The following is a 21129-nucleotide window of genomic DNA, read 5'->3' on the forward strand; positions in this document are numbered from 1 at the left end:
TTACCGCCAATTGGGGCGTTCATCGCCGTTTGGAACATTGTTTTGGGTCGATTCCCGGCCAACGTGCCTAGGTTTGGAACTTTCTTTCGGCATTTGGAACTTTCTTTCGGCCCGCCACCTCCACCCGGGGCCGGAGCCGGGACGGGCTATAATTCCGAGTCTTTGCTCGAACGCCCCCGAGGCCCTGCCGATGTCTGCCGTCCTGCCCTCCGCCACGGACCGCTCCGCCGCGTCTTCCGCCATTGTCGATGGCGGGTACACCCTCGACCACAAGTACACGCGCACCGAAGGCCGGATCTACCTGTCCGGCATCCAGGCGCTGGTGCGCCTGCCATTGATGCAGCAGCAGCGCGACCGCGCCGCCGCGCTCAATACCGCCGGCTTCATCTCCGGCTACCGCGGCTCGCCGCTGGGCGGCGTCGACCTCGAGCTGTGGAAGGCGCGCAAGCACCTCGCCGCGTCCGGCATCCAGTTCCAGCCCGGCATCAACGAAGACCTCGGCGCCACCATGGTGTGGGGCAGCCAGCAGGCGAACCTGTGGCCCGGCGCCAAGTACGACGGCGTGTTCGGCATGTGGTACGGCAAGGGGCCGGGCGTCGACCGCTCGGGCGACGTGCTCAAGCATGCCAACGCCGCGGGCACCAGCAAGCATGGTGGCGTGCTGGTGATGGCGGGCGACGACCACGCCTGCCGCAGCTCGACCTTGCCGCACGGCTCGGAAGGCGAGTTCGTCAGCGCGATGATGCCGGTGCTGAACCCGGCCGGGGTGCAGGACATTCTCGACATGGGCCTGCTGGGCTGGGCCATGAGCCGCTACACCGGCCGCTGGGTGGGCTTCAAGACGATCGCCGAGACGGTGGAGTCATCGGCCTCGGTGAACGTCAATCCACACCAGCTCGACATCGTCATCCCGACCGAGCTCGAGCTGCCGCCGGGTGGCCTGAACATCCGCTGGCCCGACCCGCCGCTCGACCAGGAGATGCGCCTGCACCAGTACGCGGTGAAGGCGGCGCACGCGTTCGCGCGCGCCAACCGCCTCGACAAGGTCATCTACGACTCGCCGAAGGCGCGCCTCGGCATCGTCACCACCGGCAAGAGCTACCTCGATGTGCTGCAGGCGCTCGAGTACCTCGGCATCGACCACAAGGACGCCGAAGCCATCGGCATCCGCGTCTACAAGGTCGGCATGACCTGGCCGCTGGAGCCGCAGGGCATCCGCGCCTTCGCCCGCGGCCTCGAGGACATCGTCGTCGTCGAGGAGAAGCACGCCTTCATCGAGGCGCAGATGAAGGAACTGTTCTACAACTTCGACTTCGGCCTCGATGGCGGCCGGCGCCCGAGCATCGTCGGCAAGTACGACGAGAGCGGCGAGTGGATCCTGCCGAGCACCGGCGAGCTCACCCCGGCGCGCATCGCCCGCGTGATCGCCAGGCGCCTGAACCGCTTCTTCAATTCGGAAGCCATCACCGCGCGCCTGAAGTGGATCGCCGAGAAGGAGCAGGAGCTGGCCCTGCCGCGCCCGCTGTTCCCGCGCGTGCCGACCTACTGCTCGGGCTGCCCGCACAACACCAGCACGCAGGTGCCGGAAGGCCATCGCGCGCTGGGCGGCATCGGCTGCCACTACATGGTCACGTGGATGGACCGCCGCACCGACACCTTCACCCAGATGGGCGGCGAAGGCGCGACCTGGTGCGGGCAGGCGCCGTTCGTGGAGACGCCGCACGTCTTCCAGAACCTCGGCGACGGCACCTACTTCCACTCCGGCTCGCTGGCGATCCGCCAGGCGGTGTCGGCCAAGGTCAACATCACCTACAAGATCCTCTACAACGACGCCGTCGCCATGACCGGCGGCCAGCCGGTGGACGGCACGCTCACCGTGCCGGACATCGCGCGGCAGATGCGCGCCGAGGGCATCCAGGCCATCGTCGTCGTCAGCGACGACATCGAGAAGTGGTCCGACCCGTCGATCTTCCCGGACGGCGTGCAGTTCTTCGATCGCGCCGAGCTCGACGCCGTGCACAAGCGGCTGTCGGAAGTGAAGGGCGTCTCGATCCTGATCTACGACCAGACCTGCGCGGCCGAGAAGCGCCGCCGTCGCAAGCGCAAGCTGATGGTCGACCCGCCGAAGCGCGTGGTCATCAACTCCCTCGTCTGCGAAGGCTGCGGCGACTGCTCGGTCAAGTCGGCCTGCGTCTCGGTGCTGCCGAAGGAAACCGAGTTCGGCCGCAAGCGCGAGATCGACCAGAGCGGCTGCAACAAGGACTTCAGCTGCGTGCGCGGCTTCTGCCCGAGCTTCGTCAGCGTCGTCGATGCGCCGCTGAAGAAGCGCAAGCCGAAGGCCAAGGTCGACTTTGCCGCCCTGCCGATGCCGAACGTGCGCTCCAGCCTCGAGCAGCCGTGGAACATCCTGATCACGGGCGTGGGCGGCACCGGCGTGGTCACCATCGGCGCGCTGCTCGGCATGGCCGCGCACCTGGAGGGTCGCGGCGCCTCGGTGCTCGACCAGACCGGCCTCGCGCAGAAGGGCGGCGCGGTCACCACCCACATCCGCATCGCCAAGACGCCGGCCGACCTGCACGCCGTGCGCATCGCCGCCGGCGAGGCCGACCTCGTGCTGGGCTGCGACATGGTGGTGGTGAACGACTACTGGTCGCTGTCGAAGATCCGCGCCGACCGCACCGAGGTCGTGCTGAACACCTACGAGGCGATGCCGTCCTCGTTCCTGAAGCAGCCCGACCTGCAGTTCCCGGCCGACGCGATCATCGAGACGGTGCGCAAGAGCCTCGGCGGCCGCGCGCCGTTCACGGTGGACGCCAACAAGCTGGCCACCGCGCTGTGCGGCGACGCCATCGCCACCAACCTGTTCATGCTCGGCTACGCCTGGCAGATGGGCCTGGTGCCGGTGTCGCTGGAGTCGCTGATGCGCGCGGTCGAGCTCAACGGCGCCGCCGTCGAGATGAACAAGCAGGCCTTCGGCTGGGGTCGCCTCGCCGCCATCGACCTCGACAAGGTGGTCGAAGCGGCGGATGCCGCGCCGGCGCAGCGCAGCGGCACGGCCGACGCGCTGGACGACGAGACGCTGTCGCTGACGCTCGACGAGACCATCGCCCGCCGCGTGGCCTTCCTCACCGACTACCAGAACGCCGCCTACGCGAAGCGCTACAGCGACCTCGTCGCCGAGGTGCGCGCCGCCGAGAGCGCGAAGACGCCGGGCAAGGACGCGCTGTCGCACGCCGTCGCCCGCTACGCCTTCAAGCTGATGGCCTACAAGGACGAGTACGAGGTCGCCCGCCTGTACACCTCGGGCGAGTTCGAGGCGCGCCTGAAGGAACAGTTCGAGGACGGTGGCTCGCTGCGCTTCCACCTGGCGCCGCCGCTGCTGTCGAAGAAGGACGCCGACGGGCATCTGGTGAAGAGCGAGTACGGCCCGTGGATCTTCAGCGCGTTCAAGGTGCTGAAGCGCTTCAAGTTCCTGCGTGGCACCGCCCTGGATCCGATGGGCCACACCGAGGAGCGCAAGATGGAGCGCCGCTTGCGCGACGAGTACCTGCAGACGATCCGCGAGCTGCTGCCGAAGCTCTCCGGCGAGAACCATGCGCTGGCGGTCGAGATCGCCGAAGTGCCGGAGCAGATCCGCGGCTTCGGCCACGTCAAGGAACGTCACGTCGCCAAGGCCGAAACGCTCCGCGCCGAGCTGCTCCGCCGCTGGGCCAAGCCCGGCATCGCCGCGACGGTGACGACGGCCTGAGGTCTCGCGCGCCGCGACCCGGGAAGCGCCGCCTCAGGGCGGCGTTTCTTTTTCCGGCACCGGCGCCTCGACGATGAAACCCGCGGCGGCACGCAGCCGGTCCAGCGTGCCATCGGCCGCCATGGCGTCGAGGGCGGCGGCAAGCGCCTCGGACTGGCGCGGGTCGATGCTCACCCGGCTGACGGCGATGTGCACCGGCACGGGCGTGAGCGCCACCGCGCGGACGACGTCGACACCGCCGAGCCGGCCGGCGCTGGCGTCGTCGGCGAACACCGCATCGAGACGGCCGCCGGCCAGCATGGCGATGCCTGCTTCGCGACTGATGACGATGCGGAGACGGGCGAGGAACGCCGCATCGTCGAGCAGCGCGTCGTATTCGGGGCCGTAGCTGGAGAGCCGCTCGATGCCGATGCGCAAGCGGGTGCCGCGGACGTCGGCCAAGGCGCGCAGCGGCGCATCGCCCATCGCCTCGCGGCGGACATAGAGGGCGAGCTGCGCATGGTCGATCGGCCCGAGGAAACGCGCGATCGGTTCGCGCTCGGCGCTGGGGCGCGCGCCGAACAGGAGGTCGAGCTCCCCGGCACGCAGGGCCTCCCAGCTGCGCGGCCCGGGCAGCTCGACGAACTGCGGGGTGCAGCCGATGCGACGCAGTCCCTCGCGCACGACGTCGACCGCATAGCCTTCGAGCTCGCCGCCCGGGCCCGGTCGCGTGAAGCTTTCGATGCTGGGCATCTGCACGCGCCACGCGCAGGCCAGCGGGCCCGCAAGGGGAGCCAGGGCGAGGAACAGCGCGGCGGTCGAGTGCCGGACCAGCGCGCGGACGTCGATGCGGCGGAAGGTCATGGGACGGCGCCCGGCGCTGGCGCCGCCGCGCAGCCGAGGGTGGCCGGGTCGGTCGGGCAGGGCACGTAGCGCTCGCGCAGCCGCAGCAGGGTGCCATCGGCGATCAGGGACTCGATGGCATCGTCGAAGCGGGCGACGAAGGCGGCATCGTGGTTGCGCCGGCTGAAGGCCACGCGGGCCGGCGACGCGGAAAGCATGAGCACTGGCCGCGGCGCGCCGTCCGTGGGCTGCAGCGGAATGCCGGCGACGAGGGCCGACGCCTGGTCCGAGATCACGCCGTCGACCCGGCCGCTATCGAGCATGCGCCACGCACGCTGGCGGTCGGGCGCGGGATGCAGGCGCGCGGCGAAGCGGGGATCGGTCAGCAGCGCGGCGTATTCCGCGCTGTAGTAGGCGCCGACCTCGATCGCGATCTTGAGATCGGTCTCGCGCAGGTCGGAAAGCCGGCGCAGCGGATGCCGGTCCGCCGCCTCGGCAGTGAGCAGCAGCAGGTTCGGCGACAGGTTGATGCCGCGAGAGAAACGGGCATAGCGAATACGTTCGCGGGTCAGGAGCATGCCGGGCATGATGTCGAGCCGCCCGTCCTCGAGCTCCTTGAGGCCGCGGGCCCACGGGCGATCGACCAGGGTGGTGCTGCAACCCATCCGGGCGAGGGCCGCCGCGACGGCGTCGGTGTAGTAGCCCGCACGCTCGCCATCGGGATGCACGACGCCGTACGGGGGCTGGAGCTCCCAGCGCACCGTCTTGTTGCAGGCATCGGCAAGCGCGGGGGTCGCGAGGACGAGCATCGCGACGACAGCGCTCGCGAGGCCCTTCGCGACCCTCATTTCCCGATCCGGCAACCCGGCTCCTCCTCGACCCGCGCATGGCACCACCGTCGTGGCGCCGGCGCATTGTGACACCCGGCCGAGCGTGAATCCGCCGGGCGCGTCACGCAAGTCCGTCAGGGGGGCGGTCAGAAAAGCTCGATCTCGCCCTCGGACATGTTGTTCTGGGTCACCGGCTTGTGCGGCTGGCGCTCCCACTCACCGCGGAACTCCTTGATGCGCGACGACAGGCGGCGGAGGGCGGCGAGCAGTTCCTGCTCGTTGCCTTCGCCGGCTTTGTTCAACAATTCCTGCATGCCCATCGCTTCGCGGTTGATCGCCGCGAGGCGTTCCATGTGGGTCAGGGCCGAGCCCATCGCCTGCGTGGCGATGTCCTCGAACTGCAGCGAACGGACGGCGTCGCCCACGTGCTGTTCCATCGCCGCGTTCGCGCTCTGGATCTCGCGCATGCCGTCGCTCAGCGTGCGCTGGATCTGGTCGACCTGGCGCAGCATGTTGGCCGACTCGTCCTTTGCGCCGCGCGAGCGGTCGAGGTCGCGGCTGGCCATGGTGCTGACCGTCTCGCGCACCTTGTGGATGGCTTCCTTGGAGTTGTAAGCCAGCTTGCGGATCTGCTCGTTGAAGGCCGTGCTGCGCTCGGACAGGTTGCGCACCTCGTCCGCCACCACGGCGAAGCCGCGGCCCGCCTCGCCGGCACGCGCCGCTTCGATTGCGGCGTTGAGGGCCAGCAGGTTGGTCTGGTCGGCGATCGACTTCACGTCCTCGAGGAGGGCGAAGATGCCGTCGAGGTGCTGCGCCATCAGGTCGATCTGCTGGACGGTGGCGGTGCTCTGCCCGCTCACCTCTTCCAGCGCCTCGACGAGGCCGCTCATCTGCGAGGCGGCCTGGTGGGCGAAGCGCTGCACGTCGACGCCGCCGCCGTCGCTGCGGTCGACGATGCGCGACACGGCACTGGCCTGCTCCTTGGAACGGCGCATCATCGCGTCGAAGCTGATGCCGAGCTTGGCGACCGCCTCGCGGATCAGTTCGCGCGTGCGGTTCACTTCGCCGCGCGTGCCCTCGATCTCGTTGGAGACGAAGCTGCGCAGCTCGCCGAGCAGGGCGCGTTCCTCGGCGATCATGCGCGAGGCGTTCTTGCTGCGGCCGCCGGTGGCGGCCAGCACGCCGACCCCGACGCCCCAGGCAAGCAGGGTCACCAGCAGCAGGGCCCATTCGATCGCCGGCGCGACCCCCAGGGCCTTGGCGACCATGAGGACCAGGGACAGGACGAGCGGCGCGGCGGTGTATTTCAGCAGGCGCTGGATCATGGCGGATTCCTTCAATCTCCCCGCTGGTATCGGCGTTTGCGGGGGGTTCTTTAGAGTCCTCCTGAAGACAGGAGGGGGCTTTCCACCCCTGCAAGTCCCGTGCCTCAGGCGTTGCGGGCCAGCTCCAGCAGGCGCCCCGCGACCTTGTCGAGCGGCAGCACCTCGTCGGCGGCGCCCAGACGGAAGGCGGTGCCCGGCATGCCCCAGACCACGCTGGTCGCCTCGTCCTGCACGAGGGTGCGGATGCCGGCCTGGCGCAGCGTGAGCAGCTCGCGGCTGCCGTCGTCGCCCATGCCGGTGAGGAGGGCGGCCACGCAGTTGGTGCCCGCGGCCTTCAGGACGGAGTTGAACATCACGCCCACTGACGGCTTGTGGCGGTTCACCGGCTCGGTGTCGGTGACCCGGCAGCGCCAGCGCGCGCCGTCGCGCACCACTTCGAGGTGCTTGCCGCCGGGGGCCACGTAGGCGTGGCCGGCGAGGATCGGTGCGCCGTCCTCGGCCTGCATGACGACCATCGCCGAGTGCTTGTTGAGCCGTTCGGCGAACGGGCGGCTGAACTCGGCCGGGATGTGCTGGGTGATCACCGTGGCCGGTGCGTCGGCCGGCATCATCTCCAGCACCACGCGCAAGGCTTCGGTGCCGCCCGCGGAGGCGCCGATGGCGATCAGCTTGTCGGTCGTGCGGAAGGACATCGCCGTCGCCGGCGCGGGCGACGGCGGCTTGTCCACCGGCCGCGCCGGCAGGCTGATGATCCTGGCCTTGGCGGCCATCTTCACCTTCTCGCAGAGGATCGGGCCGTAGGCCGTCAGCCCCTTCGCCACGTCGAGCTTGGGCTTGGTGACGAAGTCGATGGCGCCGAGCTCCAGCGCCTTCAGCGTGACGTCGGCGCCAGCCTCGGTGAGGCTCGAGACCATCACCACCGGCAGCGGATGCAGGCGCATCAGGTTGGCGAGGAACTGCAGGCCGTCCATGCGCGGCATCTCGACGTCGAGGGTCAGCACGTCGGGCTTGAGCTGCTTGATCTTGTCGCGCGCGATGATCGGGTCCGGCGCGGCGCCGATGACGTCGATCTCCGGATCCTTCGACAGGATCTCGGTGAGCAGCTGCCGCACGAGGGCGGAGTCGTCGATGATCAGGACCTTGATGGGCATCAGAACAGCTCCACGGAGCCGGTGATCGGCGACTGCCGCAACCGCTCCTTGTAGGCGACTTCCTCGGCGGCCACGGCATCGTCGTGCGCGTGCGGCAGCAGCTTCACCATGGCCTTTCCGGTCGTCGGGAAGTAACAGATCTTTCGGGGATGGATGCCACCGAGGTCCTTCGCGACGACGTTGATCTTCTCGTCGCGGAGGAACTCGGAGACGAACTGGGCGTTGCGCGTGCCGACCGGCGTCGACGTGAAGCTCTTCAGCACGTTGCCGCCACCGAACACCTTGGCCTCGAAGCGCTCGCGCTTGGCCCCGGCCTTGATGAGCTCGTTGATCAGCAGCTCCATCGCGTGCAACCCGTACCGGGCCGGTGCGCCGTCGCTGGTGTCGCCGTCGGGCAGCATGAAGTGGTTGATCCCCCCCAGCTGCGTGAACGGATCGCGGATGCACGCGGCCACGCAGCTGCCCAGCACCGTCATCAGGCCGACCGGCTGGTCGGTGACGAAGAACTCGGCCGGGAGGATCTTGATCACGTCGGCACCGAGCTGCGCGTCCTTGTAGACGAGCGGCGAGGCGCGGGAGCGCGCCGAGGCCTCCGGGTCGAGGGCGCGGGCGGCGCGGAGCTTCACCTGCCGGCCCCGCCGGCGGCGCTGGCGCGGCGGTACAGCGAACGGCCGCAGGCGGCGACGATGTCGCTGGCGTGCATGTAGTTCTCGGAGTGCCCGGTGTAGAGCAGGCTCTCCGCCCCCATCTTCAGGACGATCTTCGACAGGATCTCGCGCTGCATCGGCTTGTCGAAGTAGATCATCACGTTGCGGCAGAACACCGCGGCGAACTCGGGCGTTTTCGGGTAGCTGGGATCGAGCAGGTTGAGGGTCTGGAACTCGACGAGCTCGCGAAGCGCCGGCTTCACCCGCACCAGGCCGTCGTTGCCCCCCGTGCCGCGGAGGAAGAACTTCTTCTTGCGCTCCTCGCTCAACCCCGCGATGCGCTCGTACGGATAGACGCCGCGGGAGCCCGTCTCGAGCACCTGGGTGTCGACGTCGGTGGCCCAGAGCCGCACGGGCGGCTTCATCGAACCCCAGACCTCGCAGGCGGTGATCAGGATCGAGTAGGGCTCTTCGCCGGTCGACGCGGCGCAGCACCACAGGTCCACCGTGCCGCCCTTCGCCTTCAGCCGGCCGAGCTGCTCGGCGAGGATCTCGAAGTGGTGGCTCTCGCGGAAGAAGCTGGTGAGGTTGGTGGTCAGAGCGTTGGTGAACTGCTGCCACTCCTCGTCGTCCTGCGGCTGCTGCTGCAGGTGGGCGAGGTAGTCCTCGAAACTCGACAGGCCGAGCGTCCGCAGCCGGCGCGTGAGCCGGCTGTAGACCATGTCGCGCTTGCTGTCGGTGAGGGCGATGCCCACCCGCTTTCGGATCAGGTCGCAGACGACCTTGAAATCGCGGTCGGTGTACTCGAAGTCACGCGGGCCAACACCGGCCATGCCTCAGCCCTCGCCGTCGCCGGCGAGCCGGAAGCGGGACACCAGCTGCACGAGGGTCGCGGCCTGGTCTTCCATCGAATGAGCTGCGGCCGTCGCTTCCTCGACGAGCGCGGCGTTCTGCTGCGTGGCCTCGTCGATGTGGGTGATGGTCTGGTTGACCTGCTCGATGCCCTGGCTCTGCTCGATGGACGCCGCCGAGATCTCGCCGATGAGGTCGGTGACGCGCCGTACGGAGCCGACGACCTCGTGCATGGTCTGGCCGGCCTGCCCCGCCAGCTTCGCACCGCTGCCGATGCGGGCGTTCGACTCCTCGATGATGCCGCGGATCTGCTTGCTCGCCTCGGCCGTGCGTTGCGCGAGGCTGCGCACCTCGGAGGCGACCACCGCGAAGCCGCGGCCGGCTTCGCCTGCGCGTGCGGCCTCGACGGCCGCGTTGATCGCCAGGATGTTGGTCTGGAAGGCGATGCCGTTGATCGTGCCGATGATGTCGCTGATCTTCTTCGAGCTGGCCTGGATCTGCGCCATCGTCTGGACGACGTCGTCCACCAGCTTGCCGCCATCGACCGCCACTTGGGCGGCGCTGCCGGAAAGCGTGCTCGCCTGCTTCGCCGACTCGGCGTTCTGCTTGACCGTGGCCGTGAGCTCTTCCATCGACGAGGCGGTCTCCTCGAGGCTGGCCGCCTGCTGCTCGGTGCGCGACGAGAGATCCTGGTTGCCGGCCGCGATCTCGCCGGCCGCCGTGGTGATCGACTCCGCCGCATCGCGGATCGCGGCGATGACCTCGGAGAGCCGCTCGGCGCTGCTGTTGGCGTCGTCGCGCATTTGCGCGAACACGCCGCGCAGCTCGGCGGTGGACCGCTGCGCGAGGTCGCCTTCGGCCAGGGCCGCCAGCACGCCCTGCACCTCGGCGACGCCGGCGCGCGTGGCCCCGAGGAGCTCGTTGATCGATGCCGCGAGATCGCGCAGGAAGCCCCGCTTGCCGTCCAGCGACAGCGCGCCCGACAGGTCGCCGGCGGCAGCGGCCGAGACGATGGCCTGCACTTCCTGCTGGGTCGCCAGCTGCTCGGTGCGCTCCGTCCAGGTCACGACGCTGCCGCGGTAGCTGCCGTCGTCATCGAACCAGGGGCTCAACTCCAGCAGGAAGGTGCGGCCGCCGTAGCGGCGTTCGACCTCGAGGGCCTGCACGGGCGGCGTCGCCATCGGGTAGAGCGCGCCGAAGTGGAAACCCACCATCGACTCGGCCCGGAAATCGGCCGCGACGTTGGCGATCGCCGCCTCGGCGTCGGCGAACAGCTTGCGCATCGCGCGGTTGGCATAGCTGATCACGTGGTCGCGATCGGTCATCATCACCGCGCTCGACGCGGCGTCGAGCGCATTGGCGATCGCCGAAGTCTCGTCGGCGAGGCGCTTGACCTCGGCAGCGGCGCGCCGCTCGATCTCCTGGCGCTCGCGGAGCTTGGTGACCATGTCGCTGAGGGCGCGGTTCAACGCACCGATCTCCGCCCGCGCCTCGGCGTCGGGGCGGGCCTCGAGGTCACCCGCGGCCACGGCGTTGGCGAAACCGACGGCGCGGCCCAAGGGCCGGGCCACGAGGCGGCGCGACAGCCACACCACCGCGGCAGCGATGGCGATCGCCCCGAGGAGGGACAGGAGCAGGATGCGGGCGACGAGCTGGTCGGCGTCGGCTTCGACCACGGTAACGGGCACGGTGGCGATGATGCGCCAGCCCCAGGGCTCGAAGCTGCGCAGGGCGACCTGGTGGCGCGCCAGGTCGGTGGCGTCGCCCATGAGCGGTGCCAGCGCCACGTCGTGCTGGCCGTCGGGCAGGGCCATCAAGGCGGCATAGGCCGCCGCTTCCGGCTGGGCGCCTTCGCCCTCGAGCGGCGTCCCGGCGAGGCGCGGATGGACGGCGAACGTCGACTTGCCGTCGCGGGTCTCGATCACCACGACGCGTCCGCCGTCGCCGAGGTCGAGGCCGCCGAGTCGCTCGCGCAGGGCGGCCAGCGCATCGTCGAAACGCACGCCGACGAAGGCCACGCCGATCATGGCGCCCTCGTCGTCCACCGTGCCGCTGGCGGAGAAGATCGGCTCGTAATGGGTGATGTAGTCGACGCCGAACAGCCGGGCGGGCCCGGTGTGCGGCTGACCCTCGAGCAGCTTCGGGTAGGCGGGGTGATCGCGGGCCAACGGCGTGCCGACCACGCGGTTGCCCTCGAGGTTGATCAGCGACGTCGTCACCCGGATGAAATCGTCGCCGTCGCGCGCGAACAGCGTGGCGACGGCGTCGGTGTTGGTGGTGAAGTCGTCGACGACCGCGAAGTCGCCGTTCACCGGCGCGCCGTCGAACAGCAGGGCGGGGGCGTCGTTGTCGCCCGCGGGCAACCGCTGCGACGGATCGAGCGCGACGGTGTTCTGCGGCAGGGTGCCGAGGAAGGCCCCGTAGATGCGCATCACATTGGTCTCGAGGCCCTGCTGGTACACCTCGAGCGTGGCCATGAGCGCATCGGCGGAGCTGCCGAGGCCCTGGGACGCCTTCTCGTTCAATGCGCTCGCGCTGCTGCGCGAGGCGACGATGGCGATGCCGCCCAGCACCACGAGGATGACTGCGCCGACGACGAGGCTGAGTCGCCCTCCGACGCTCCACTCGCGGCCGTCGCTGGTGCGGAACATCGCGAATCCGCGCGCGGCCAACGCGCCTGCCCGCTGCACGCCGGGCAGGGCGGCGAATCGGCCCCAGCCCGACGCGATCGCCGCGACCGGCTTGGCGAGCGCCGGATGGCGGATCGCGGACCCGAGCGCTTTCCCGATGACCGGCAGCGCCCCGAGGGCCCGCGACACCGCCTGCTTCAGCCCCTGCTGCGCCATGCGACTCCCCTCGCGAGTTGGGTCAGGCGGCCACCGGCGACGCGCCGGTGATGTCGGCGCTCAGGATCAGGGCCTCGATGTCGAGCAGGATGAGCATGCGCTCGCCGACGGTCGCGATGCCCGAGATGTAGCGCGTGTCGATGATGCCGCCGAACTCCGGCGTCGGCCGGATCTCGGAGGGATCGACGCGGACCACGTCGGAAACGCCGTCGACGACCGCGGCGATGACCTTGCCCTTGAGGTTGAGCACGATCATCACGGTGAACTCGTCGTAGGTCGCGCTGCCGAGCTTGAACTTCAGACGCAGGTCGACCACCGGCACGATGACGCCGCGCAGGTTGATGACGCCCTTGATGTACTCGGGCGCCTCGGGGACGCGGGTGACGGTGTCGTAGCCGCGGATCTCCTGCACCGAGAGGATGTCGACGCCGTACTCCTCCGGCCCGAGCTTGAAGGCGAGGAACTCGTGCGAGACGTCGTTGCTGGTCGTGCTCATGGGCGGAACCCTCGGGAAGACGTGGGAATCATGCGTCGTCGCGGGACGACGATCCGTGCGCTGCGGCCGATTCCTCGCGCAGCGTGAAGCGGGCGGTGAGTCCGGCCAGGGCGGCGGCCTGGTCGGCCATCGACCGGGCGGCAGCGGTGGCCTCCTCGACGAGCGCGGCATTCTGCTGCGTCGCGGAATCCATCTGCGTGATGGTCTGGCTGACCTGGCCGATGCCCGCGGCCTGCTCGACCGAGGCTTCGGCGATCAGCTGCATCAGGCCGTTGACCCGGCGGATCGCCGCTTCGGTGTCCTGCATGGTGCGGCCGGCGGCGTTGACCACCGAGGAGCCTTCGCCGACGCGCTGGTTCGACTGCTGGATCAACGCCTTGATCTCGCGCGCCGACGCGGCGGAGCGCTGCGCCAGCGCGCGGACTTCCGAGGCCACGACCGCGAATCCGCGCCCCTGTTCCCCGGCACGCGCGGCCTCGACGGCGGCGTTGAGCGCGAGGATGTTGGTCTGGAACGCGATGCCGTCGATGGTGGTGATGATGCTCTCGATCTGGCGCGCACCGTCGGCGATGCCCTGCATCGACTGCACGACCTGTTCGATCTCCTTCGCGCCACGGCCCGAGATGTCGGCCGCCTGCGCCGCGACTTCGCGACCGCTGCGGGCGGAATCGGCATTCTCGCGCACGCTCGCCGTGAGCTCCTCCACCGAGGCCGCGGTTTCCTCGAGGTTGGCCGCCTGCTGCTCGGTGCGGACCGACAGGTCCTGGTTGCCGGAGGCGATCTCGGCCGAGGCCGTCTGGATCTGCTCGACCGCCACCTTGATCTGCGCGAGGACGTCCTCGAGGGCGTCGGCCGTGGCATTGGCGTCATCGCGCATCTCCGCGAACACGCCCTGCAGCGAGGCCTGGGAACGGACCGTGAGGTCGCCGGCCGCGAGGGCGGCCAGCACCGCCTGGACCTCGCTCACGCCGGTCGATGTCGCGTCGAGCAGGCGGTTCAGCGCGGTGCCCAGCTGCAGGAAGAACCCCTGCTTGCCGGCGAGCTGGACGCGTCCGTCGAGACGACCCTCCGACGCCGCACCGACCAAGGCGTTGACTTCGAGCTCGGTCCGCACCTCCTCGGTGCGATCGGTCCAATTGGCGACGAGGCCGGCGAAACGCCCCTCGTCGTCGCGCAGCGGGGCGAGGGCCAACTGCACGTGGAACTCGCCGAAGCGCAGCGCGGCGACGTGCACCGCCGCATCGCCGCCCGCCGCGACCTGTTCCGCCGGCGGATGGACGCGGAACAGCGACTGCCCCACCGGCGCCGTCGCGTCGAACCCGGGCACGCTCGCGTGGATCGCCGCCGCCATGGTCGCGAGGGTGCGGGTGGCGGCATGGTTGGCGTAGACGAGCTCGCCGCGCGCGTCGGCGATCATCACGCCCGCCGCGGCCCCGTCGAGGGCGCTGCGAACCCGCAGGTTGATCGCCGCGACGCGGCGCTCCTCCTCGATGCGGGCACCGAGGTCACGCTGCATCTTGCGCAGCGCGGTCGCCACCTGGCCCACCTCGTCCTCGCCGCTGCCGGCGATCGGGTGGTCGAGCCGGCCCTGGGCCAACGCCGACACGTCGATGACCGTCTGGGCCAAGGGGCGCTTGACCAGGCGGACCAGGATGAAGCGCGCCAGCAGTGCCAGCGCCAGGGCGCTGACGAGGCCGATCACGAGGACGCGATTGCGGACCTCGCGCACGCCCGCCATCACGGCGTCTTCCGGCGCCGACACCATGAGGATCGCCGGCGGACCCTTGTCGCGCCCGACCCGGAAGGGGACGAAGACCTGCACGGCATCACCGCCCGCCGCCGCGTCGGGCTGGTGCGTCCGGAAGATCTCGCCCTTGGCCGCGGCGGCAAGGATGGCGTCGCGTTGCGGGTGGCCGAAGGGCTTCGTGATCTGGTCGGTCTCGGGCCCGGCGAGCAGGTTGCCGCCCTGGGACACCAGGCGGATCACACCCGAGCCGTAGGGCCGGTTCGCGGCGAGCCGCTCCTGCACCGCGCCGAGCGCCACGTCGACGCCGGCGACGCCGATGAACTCGCCGTCGCGCTTCATCGGCATGGCGAGGCTGGCCATCAGCACGTCCACGCCATCGACGGGATAGATGTAGGGCTCCACCATCACTTCGCCGTCGCTGTCGCGCGGCTGGGTGTAATAGCCCTCCTGCAGGACATCGGCCTCGGGCACCGGCTGGCGCGAGACCGTGCCGTCGCTGCCGCGCGCGTAGTAGAGGCTGATGCGGCCGGTGCCCGGAATGGCGAACCCGGCCTCCGGGTTGTCGGCGAAGTCCGCGTCGCGCTGGTCGAAGCCGTCCGGCGCCATCTCGTACCAGTAGCCGAGGGCGTCGGGATCGTTCTCGAGATTGCGCGCCACCAGCTCATCGAGCCGGGCGCGGGAAGGGCGCGCCTGGCTGGCCTCGACCTCGCCGGCGGCGGCCAATCCGCGCACCTGCGCGATGCGGTTCTCCAAGGAGCGGGATACCGCCTCCGCCTCGCGGTTGGCCAAGGCCTCCAGCTCGCGGTTGGCCGACTCGGCCTGCACCTGCGAGGCGCGCTGGTTGATCAGCCAGGCGGCCAGCCCGAACGCGAGGACCGCGAGGATACCGATGGCGAGGGTGGTGCGTGCCGCGATCGAACGCATCTGCTGCTCCCCTGCGGACGTTGGAATCGGCCGGAGTCAGGCCGCCTTGCTGGGCGCATTCGCCCGCCCGCGCACCAGGCCCGGCACGTCGAGAATGAGGGCCACACGACCGTCGCCGAGGATCGTGGCGCCGGAGATGCCGTCGATGCGGCGGTAGTTCGTCTCGAGGCTCTTCACCACGACCTGCTGCTGGCCGATCAGCGCATCGACCTCGATCGCGAGCTTCTGGCCGTCGCCCTCGACGATGACCGTGATCTCGGGCCGCTCCGCGCCACCCATGCCGAAGTGGTTGCCGAGGTGGACCATCGGCAGGTACTCGCCACGCACCTTGAGCACGCGCCCATCGGCATTGACCGTTCGGACGTTCTCGCCCGAGGGCTTCATCGACTCGATGACGTAACCGAGCGGCAGGACGAAGACCTCGTCGCCGACGCCGACCGTCATGCCGTCGAGGATGGCGAGGGTGAGCGGCAGCTTGATCGTGACCTTGGTGCCTTTGCCGGTGACGCTCTCCAGCACCGTCTCGCCGCCGAGGCTCTGGATGTTCCGCCGCACCACGTCCATGCCGACGCCGCGGCCGGAGAGGTCGGTGACCGCCTCGGCGGTGGAGAAGCCGGGGGCGAAGATGAGGTTCCAGACGTCGGCATCGCTCGGGTTGTCGGGCACCGGGATGCCCTTCTCGCGGGCCTTGGCGAGGATGCGATCGCGGTTGAGGCCTTTGCCGTCGTCGCTGACCTCGATGATGATGTTGCCGCCCTGGTGCGACGCCGCCAGCGTGATCGTGCCGACCGGGTCCTTGCCCGCCTTGATGCGGTCCTCGGTGGTCTCGAGGCCGTGGTCGATGGCGTTGCGCACGAGGTGGACCATCGGGTCGCTGATCTTCTCGATCAGGCCCTTGTCGAGCTCGGTGCTCTCGCCGAACGTCTTGAGCGTGACCTGCTTGCCGAGACGGCCCGCAAGGTCGCGGACGAGGCGCGGGAAGCGCTTGAACACCGCGTCGACCGGCAGCATGCGCACGCTGATGACCGCTTCCTGCAGGTCGCGGGTGTTGCGTTCGAGGGTCTCGAGGCCGGCCAGCAGGCGCTCCGCGAGCGGGCCCTCGATGCCGGTGCCCACCTGCTTCAACATCGCCTGGGTGATGACGAGCTCGCCCACCAGGTTGATCAGCATGTCGACCTTGCTGGCCTGCACGCGGATCGACGCGTCCTCGTTCGACGCACCGCCGGCCGCGGCGGGCGCGGGGCCGCCGGCGATCGGGATCGCGGCGGCGACCGGCGCCTCGACGGGCGCGGGGGCCGGCGCGGCGGCGGCGGGCGGCTGCTCGACGGGAGCCGCCGGCACCGCGGTGGCGGCCGCGCCGTCGCCGTTGATCGAGAGATCGCACTCGTCCTCCACCCAGGAGAACGCGTCGCGGATGACCGCCTCGGACGCCGAGCCCGGGAGGGTCAGCGTCCACTTCAGGTAGCTCTGGGTGGGGTCGAGGTCGCCGAAGGCCGGCAGCCCGGAGAGGTCGCACTCGACCTTCATCTCGCCGAGTTCGGCGAGCTCGCGGATGATGCGGAGCGGGTCGTTGCCGCTCATGTACATCGAGGGCTTCGGCGCGAAGGCGATGACGAACCGGTCCGGCGCCTTCGGCTTGGCGGCCGCCGCGGCCGGCTTGGCACCCGCGCCGACGGCGATCGTCGCCTTGCCGGTCAGGACCGCATTGAGCTGGGCGACGATGCCGGCGCCATCGTCGGCGGGCGGAACGCCCTGCTCCGCGGCCTTGAGCAGGCCACGCAGCACGTCGACCGAGGCCAACAGGGCGTCCATCGCGTCGGTGGTCAGTGGACGCTTGCCGGCGCGCAGCTCGTCGAGCAGCGTCTCCAGCACGTGGGTGAGTTCGGCCACCTTGGTGAAGCCGAAGGTCGCGGAACCGCCCTTGATGGAGTGCGCCGCGCGGAACACCGCGTTGATGGTGTCGGCGCTGCCGCGGCCGCCCTCGAGGTCGAGCAGGCCAGCCTCCATGATCTCGAGGCCTTCGCGGCTCTCCTCGAAGAAGGTGGCGTGGAATCGCTTGAGATCGTTGCTCATCGAAGAACCCCGGGGTGCCAACCGCGAAACATTGGGTGACGCGCCGGCAGGCCGCCGGCGGCGCCGTCAGCCGAGCACTTTCTTGACCGTCGCGACCAGCTGGTCGGGGTTGAACGGCTTGACCAGCCAGCCCGTCGCGCCGGCCGCCTTGCCTTCCGCCTTCTTGTCGGCGCCGGCCTCGGTGGTGAGCATCAGCATCGGCGTGAACTTGTAGTCCGGCAGCTCGCGCAGGTGCTTGATGAGCGTGATGCCATCCATGTTCGGCATGTTCACGTCGGTCACCACCGCGTTGAACTTGGCCCCTTTCGCCTTGCTGAGCGCGACGACGCCGTCTTCGGCCTCGGTGACGGTGAAGCCCGCACCCGTCAGGGTGAAGGCGACCATTTGTCGCATCGAAGCCGAGTCGTCGACGACCAGGATGTGCGCAGTCATGGGGCAGTCCTCATTGATTCGATGGAGTTCAGGCGAGGCCGAGTTCGGCGGCCAGACCGAGGGAAACCGCGGCATCGCGCACGGCGGCGGCACACGGCGCGATGCGCGTCACGCGGCCCGCCTCGCGACGGGTTCGGACGAAAGCGGCGAGGACCTGGATCGAGGCGCTGTGGACGCGCCCGGCTTCGCCCGCAGCGAGGACCACCTCGTCGGCGGCGTCGAGATGCGCGGACAGCGCGGCCTTGAGGCCTTCGCTGGCTTCGATGCCCCATTCGGGACCCAACGCTACGGTCGGCATGTTTCCCCTCGACGTCCAAGACGGCCCACGGAACACCCCCGCCTCGCCGCTGCGGGCGACGAGTCTGCGTTCAGCCTAGCAGCCCCACCGCGTCGAGGAGTATCACAGGTTGTGAATTCAATCGTGTCACACCGCGCAGCATCGCGCTGCCCGGGGCGGCCAGCGTGTTCTCGGCCGGCTCGACCTCGCCGTCCGCGATGGCGTGGACGTCGAGGACGGCGCTGACCTTCAACGCGAGGCAGTCGCCATTCTGCTCCAGCACGACATAGCGGGTCTGTGCGGAGTCCTCCACTTCTTCAAGTCCGAGCCAGGCGCCGAGGTCGAGGACGGGCACCACCACCCCGCGCAGGTTCATGACCCCAAGCAGGGCAGGATCGGTGTCGCGCATGGGGAGAACCCCGACCGGCAGAAGCACCTCCTGCACCTTGAGGAGTTCCACGCCGTAGTCCTGCCCGTGGACGCGCAAACGCAGCCAGCGCGAACTGCGGCGGCTGGCGCGGCGCTCCTGCCCCCGCCAGTCGTCGACGCCGTCGTCGGCCGAGGCGGCATCGCCGGGCTCGGACTCCGCCGCCTGGGCGGGCGACGGGGCCGCCGTGGCCCGGGCGGCCGCCACGGCGATATTCGCAGCCGAGGCGACGGCACCGGGCGGCTTGCCGCCGTGCAGGGCGTCGAGCAGGGCTTCGAACTCGTCCTCGGTGATCTCGTCGCTACCGGCCGCCGGCGCGGCCGTCGCGGTCGTGGGCAGCGGCGCCGGTGCGACGGCCCCGGGCGGGGCGCCGCCGTGCAGCGCATCGAGCAGGGCTTCGAACTCGTCCTCGGTGATCTCATCGGGCTTGGCCGGCGCCGTGGGCGCCGGCGCGGCCGCGGTCATGGGCGGCGGAGCCGGTGAGACGGCACCGGGCGGCGCGCTGCCGTGCAGCGCGTCGAGCAGGGCCTCGAACTCGTCTTCGGTGATTTCGTCGGGATTGGCCGGCGGCGGGGTGGACACGGTCACGGCAGGCTCCGGGGCGACGGCAGGAGTGGGGTGGGCCGCCTCGACGGCCGGCGGCGTTGGCGCCACGGCCTCGGGCGGCGGCGCGGCCGGGGCGACGGCCGATGGCGGCGAGGCCGGCGGCGCGGGGTCGCCCGCCATCGTTCCGGCGGCGGCGGCGCCCAGCAGCTGCGACAGGTAGTCGTCGACGAGGCCGCCGCTCATGCCGGCGGCTCCTGCGGCTGGGGCGTCTCGCGCAACAACCAGGCGAGGGCGCGCTGGTAGGCGTCGTAGCCGCGGCTCTGCGTGACCTCGTGCGACAGCTCGGCCTGGGTGAGCTCGGCCGCATTGCGAAGGCGGGTGTCCAACGGCACGGCCTGCACCCAGGTGCGATCGGGGTGCTGCTCGCGGAGAAGGTCCAGGGTTTCGGTGCAGGCGCGGGTGCGGCGGTCGAACAGCGTCGGCAGGATGCGTGCCGGCAGCGGGCGCTTGCGCGAGCGCTCGATCATCGTCGCGGTCTTCAGCATGCCCTCCATGCCGTGCACGCTGAGCGGTTCGGTCTGGGTGGGCACCACCAGCTGGTCGGCGGCCGCCAGCGCATTGACCATCAGCAGGCCGAGCGTGGGCGGACAGTCGAGCAAGGCGTAGTCGTAGTCGCGTGCGGCCGCGGCGAGGCCCTGGCCGAGGGCGAGGCCGAGGCCCGGCGCGGTGGCCGAGCGGCGTTCCAGGGTGGCCATGCCGGCCTGCGCGGGCAGCAGGCGCAGCTTCGCGATGGGCGTGGCGCACGACACCTCGGCGACGGCCTTCGGCGGCGACTCGAAGAGATCGAGCGTGCCGGGGGGTGGCGGGTCCGTGGGGATGCCGAAGGCGCGTGTCAGCGAGGCATGCGGGTCGAGGTCGGCCAGCAGCACGCGCTGCCCGCGGGCGGCCAGCAGCCGTCCGAGCAGCAACGTCGTCGTGGTCTTGCCCACGCCGCCTTTCTGGTTGGCGATCGCCCACACCTGCATCAGGGAACATCCTCGGAAAGCGCCTGCGGCACCGACACCGGGGCCGGCGGACGCGCGGCCTCGGTCGGCGTGACCGCACCGGCTTCAACGGCCGGCGGCGGCGAAACTTGATCCCGCGGCCGGGCGTCGAGGGCGGGCTGGTTGCGCGGCGAGGTGGCGAGGATCACCAGCATCACGCGCCGGTTGGTCGAGCGCCCGGCCGCCGTGCGGTTGTCGGCGATCGGCCGCTTCTCGCCGAAACCGATCGCCGCCATCCGCCGCGGATCGACACCGCGACCCTCGAGCAGGCGGATGACGCTGGCCGCGCGCGCACCGGACAGCTCCCAATTGGACGGGTACAGGGCGCTGGCGATGGGCTGGTCATCGGTATGGCCCTCCACGCGGAGTTCGTTCGGGAGCTCGCGCAGCACGGTGGCCAGCTGGTCGATGGCCTGGCGCGCGGGCGCCGACAGCGCCGCCGAGCCGCTGGCGAACAGCACGTCGCTGCGGATGTTCACTTCCAGCCAGAGGCCCTCGCGGGTGACGGTAACCTGGTCCGACATGATCATCGGGCCCAGCGCGCGCTCGACCTGCCGCTGGATGGCGTCCAGCTGCGCATCGGCCTGCGCCTGCTGCTGCTCGAGCTGGAGCAGCTCGATCGGGGTGATCACGGCGTCGGCGCGGACGCGCTCGCTGAGGTTCACCACGCTGGGCGAGCCGGGGTCGTTCTCGAAGGGCTGCGGCGGCGCGATGCTCGACGCTTCGGTGGGCTGGCCGATCTGGATCGGGGCGATGCTGCGCGGCACGCCATCGAAAGCGGCGTTGAGCGAATCGGACATCACCCGGTACTTGCCCTCGTTGAGCGTCGAGATCGCGTACATCACGACGAAGAAGGCGAGCAACAGCGTGATCAGGTCGCCGTAGGGGATGGCCCAGGCCTCGTGATTGACGTGCTCCTCATGGTGCCGGTGGCGTGCCATGC

General features: G+C 70.3%; 16 protein-coding genes. 1 reads left to right on the forward strand and 15 read right to left on the reverse strand.

Features of this window, described 5'->3' with window-relative positions; all coding sequences use genetic code 11:
* Window positions 1–190 precede the first annotated feature (190 nt).
* Complete coding sequence (locus ACYVAK_RS10410; protein WP_461060664.1) at window positions 191–3748, forward strand: indolepyruvate ferredoxin oxidoreductase family protein; 3558 nt, start codon at window positions 191–193, stop codon at window positions 3746–3748.
* A gap of 33 nt (window positions 3749–3781) precedes the next feature.
* On the opposite strand, the gene ACYVAK_RS10415 is transcribed toward ACYVAK_RS10410, so the two are convergent.
* The 15 genes from ACYVAK_RS10415 to motD form a co-directional block, all read right to left on the reverse strand.
* Entirely contained in the window at window positions 3782–4591 is an 810-nt protein-coding gene (locus ACYVAK_RS10415; protein WP_461060666.1) for a substrate-binding periplasmic protein, read from the reverse strand.
* Window positions 4588–5418: a substrate-binding periplasmic protein gene (locus ACYVAK_RS10420; protein WP_461060668.1), complete on the reverse strand. Its 831-nt coding sequence runs from the start codon at window positions 5416–5418 to the stop codon at window positions 4588–4590. The genes ACYVAK_RS10415 and ACYVAK_RS10420 overlap by 4 nt, the downstream gene beginning before the upstream one ends.
* Before the next feature lie 128 nt (window positions 5419–5546).
* Window positions 5547–6725, reverse strand: a complete 1179-nt coding sequence (locus ACYVAK_RS10425; protein ID WP_461060670.1) for a methyl-accepting chemotaxis protein — start codon at window positions 6723–6725, stop codon at window positions 5547–5549.
* Between the two features lie 104 nt (window positions 6726–6829).
* The gene (locus tag ACYVAK_RS10430) at window positions 6830–7876 is read right to left on the reverse strand and encodes a protein-glutamate methylesterase/protein-glutamine glutaminase (RefSeq protein WP_461060672.1); all 1047 of its coding nucleotides are present in this window, start codon (window positions 7874–7876) and stop codon (window positions 6830–6832) included.
* Window positions 7876–8502, reverse strand: coding sequence for a chemoreceptor glutamine deamidase CheD (gene cheD, locus ACYVAK_RS10435; protein WP_461060674.1), 627 nt, complete (start codon window positions 8500–8502; stop codon window positions 7876–7878). Before cheD ends, ACYVAK_RS10430 begins: the two co-directional genes overlap by 1 nt.
* Entirely contained in the window at window positions 8499–9356 is an 858-nt protein-coding gene (locus ACYVAK_RS10440) for a CheR family methyltransferase (protein WP_461060676.1), read from the reverse strand. The genes cheD and ACYVAK_RS10440 overlap by 4 nt, the downstream gene beginning before the upstream one ends.
* Before the next feature lie 3 nt (window positions 9357–9359).
* Window positions 9360–12221 carry a Cache 3/Cache 2 fusion domain-containing protein gene (locus ACYVAK_RS10445; RefSeq protein WP_461060678.1) on the reverse strand — a complete coding sequence of 954 codons (2862 nt, stop codon included), beginning with the start codon at window positions 12219–12221 and terminating at the stop codon, window positions 9360–9362.
* A 22-nt stretch (window positions 12222–12243) separates the two neighbouring features.
* Window positions 12244–12717, reverse strand: a complete 474-nt coding sequence (locus ACYVAK_RS10450) for a chemotaxis protein CheW (RefSeq protein WP_461060680.1) — start codon at window positions 12715–12717, stop codon at window positions 12244–12246.
* A 28-nt stretch (window positions 12718–12745) separates the two neighbouring features.
* Entirely contained in the window at window positions 12746–15388 is a 2643-nt protein-coding gene (locus ACYVAK_RS10455) for a methyl-accepting chemotaxis protein (protein ID WP_461060682.1), read from the reverse strand.
* A gap of 36 nt (window positions 15389–15424) precedes the next feature.
* Window positions 15425–17461 carry a chemotaxis protein CheA gene (locus ACYVAK_RS10460; RefSeq protein ID WP_461060685.1) on the reverse strand — a complete coding sequence of 679 codons (2037 nt, stop codon included), beginning with the start codon at window positions 17459–17461 and terminating at the stop codon, window positions 15425–15427.
* Between the two features lie 66 nt (window positions 17462–17527).
* A complete protein-coding gene (locus tag ACYVAK_RS10465; RefSeq protein WP_461060687.1) occupies window positions 17528–17893 on the reverse strand; it encodes a response regulator in 366 nt (121 codons plus the stop codon).
* Between the two features lie 28 nt (window positions 17894–17921).
* Window positions 17922–18191: an STAS domain-containing protein gene (locus tag ACYVAK_RS10470; protein ID WP_461060689.1), complete on the reverse strand. Its 270-nt coding sequence runs from the start codon at window positions 18189–18191 to the stop codon at window positions 17922–17924.
* 70 nt (window positions 18192–18261) lie between these two features.
* The gene (locus tag ACYVAK_RS10475; protein WP_461060691.1) at window positions 18262–19386 is read right to left on the reverse strand and encodes a chemotaxis protein CheW; all 1125 of its coding nucleotides are present in this window, start codon (window positions 19384–19386) and stop codon (window positions 18262–18264) included.
* The gene (locus ACYVAK_RS10480) at window positions 19383–20168 is read right to left on the reverse strand and encodes a ParA family protein (protein ID WP_461060693.1); all 786 of its coding nucleotides are present in this window, start codon (window positions 20166–20168) and stop codon (window positions 19383–19385) included. Before ACYVAK_RS10480 ends, ACYVAK_RS10475 begins: the two co-directional genes overlap by 4 nt.
* Window positions 20168–21127: a flagellar motor protein MotD gene (motD, locus tag ACYVAK_RS10485; RefSeq protein WP_461060695.1), complete on the reverse strand. Its 960-nt coding sequence runs from the start codon at window positions 21125–21127 to the stop codon at window positions 20168–20170. The genes ACYVAK_RS10480 and motD overlap by 1 nt, the downstream gene beginning before the upstream one ends.
* Window positions 21128–21129: the final 2 nt, after the last annotated feature.

The sequence above is a fragment of the Silanimonas algicola genome, from assembly GCF_054777375.1.

Bases quoted from the DNA above. Each gene is read 5' to 3' on its own strand.
- ACYVAK_RS10410 (WP_461060664.1), top strand. From the start codon at position 191: ATGTCTGCCGTCCTGCCCTCCGCCACGGACCGCTCCGCCGCGTCTTCC.
- ACYVAK_RS10415 (WP_461060666.1), bottom strand. From the start codon at position 4,591: ATGACCTTCCGCCGCATCGACGTCCGCGCGCTGGTCCGGCACTCGACC.
- ACYVAK_RS10420 (WP_461060668.1), bottom strand. From the start codon at position 5,418: ATGAGGGTCGCGAAGGGCCTCGCGAGCGCTGTCGTCGCGATGCTCGTC.
- ACYVAK_RS10425 (WP_461060670.1), bottom strand. From the start codon at position 6,725: ATGATCCAGCGCCTGCTGAAATACACCGCCGCGCCGCTCGTCCTGTCC.
- ACYVAK_RS10430 (WP_461060672.1), bottom strand. From the start codon at position 7,876: ATGCCCATCAAGGTCCTGATCATCGACGACTCCGCCCTCGTGCGGCAG.
- ACYVAK_RS10440 (WP_461060676.1), bottom strand. From the start codon at position 9,356: ATGGCCGGTGTTGGCCCGCGTGACTTCGAGTACACCGACCGCGATTTC.
- ACYVAK_RS10445 (WP_461060678.1), bottom strand. From the start codon at position 12,221: ATGGCGCAGCAGGGGCTGAAGCAGGCGGTGTCGCGGGCCCTCGGGGCG.
- ACYVAK_RS10450 (WP_461060680.1), bottom strand. From the start codon at position 12,717: ATGAGCACGACCAGCAACGACGTCTCGCACGAGTTCCTCGCCTTCAAG.
- ACYVAK_RS10455 (WP_461060682.1), bottom strand. From the start codon at position 15,388: ATGCGTTCGATCGCGGCACGCACCACCCTCGCCATCGGTATCCTCGCG.
- ACYVAK_RS10460 (WP_461060685.1), bottom strand. From the start codon at position 17,461: ATGAGCAACGATCTCAAGCGATTCCACGCCACCTTCTTCGAGGAGAGC.
- ACYVAK_RS10465 (WP_461060687.1), bottom strand. From the start codon at position 17,893: ATGACTGCGCACATCCTGGTCGTCGACGACTCGGCTTCGATGCGACAA.
- ACYVAK_RS10470 (WP_461060689.1), bottom strand. From the start codon at position 18,191: ATGCCGACCGTAGCGTTGGGTCCCGAATGGGGCATCGAAGCCAGCGAA.
- ACYVAK_RS10475 (WP_461060691.1), bottom strand. From the start codon at position 19,386: ATGAGCGGCGGCCTCGTCGACGACTACCTGTCGCAGCTGCTGGGCGCC.
- ACYVAK_RS10480 (WP_461060693.1), bottom strand. From the start codon at position 20,168: ATGCAGGTGTGGGCGATCGCCAACCAGAAAGGCGGCGTGGGCAAGACC.
- motD (WP_461060695.1), bottom strand. From the start codon at position 21,127: ATGGCACGCCACCGGCACCATGAGGAGCACGTCAATCACGAGGCCTGG.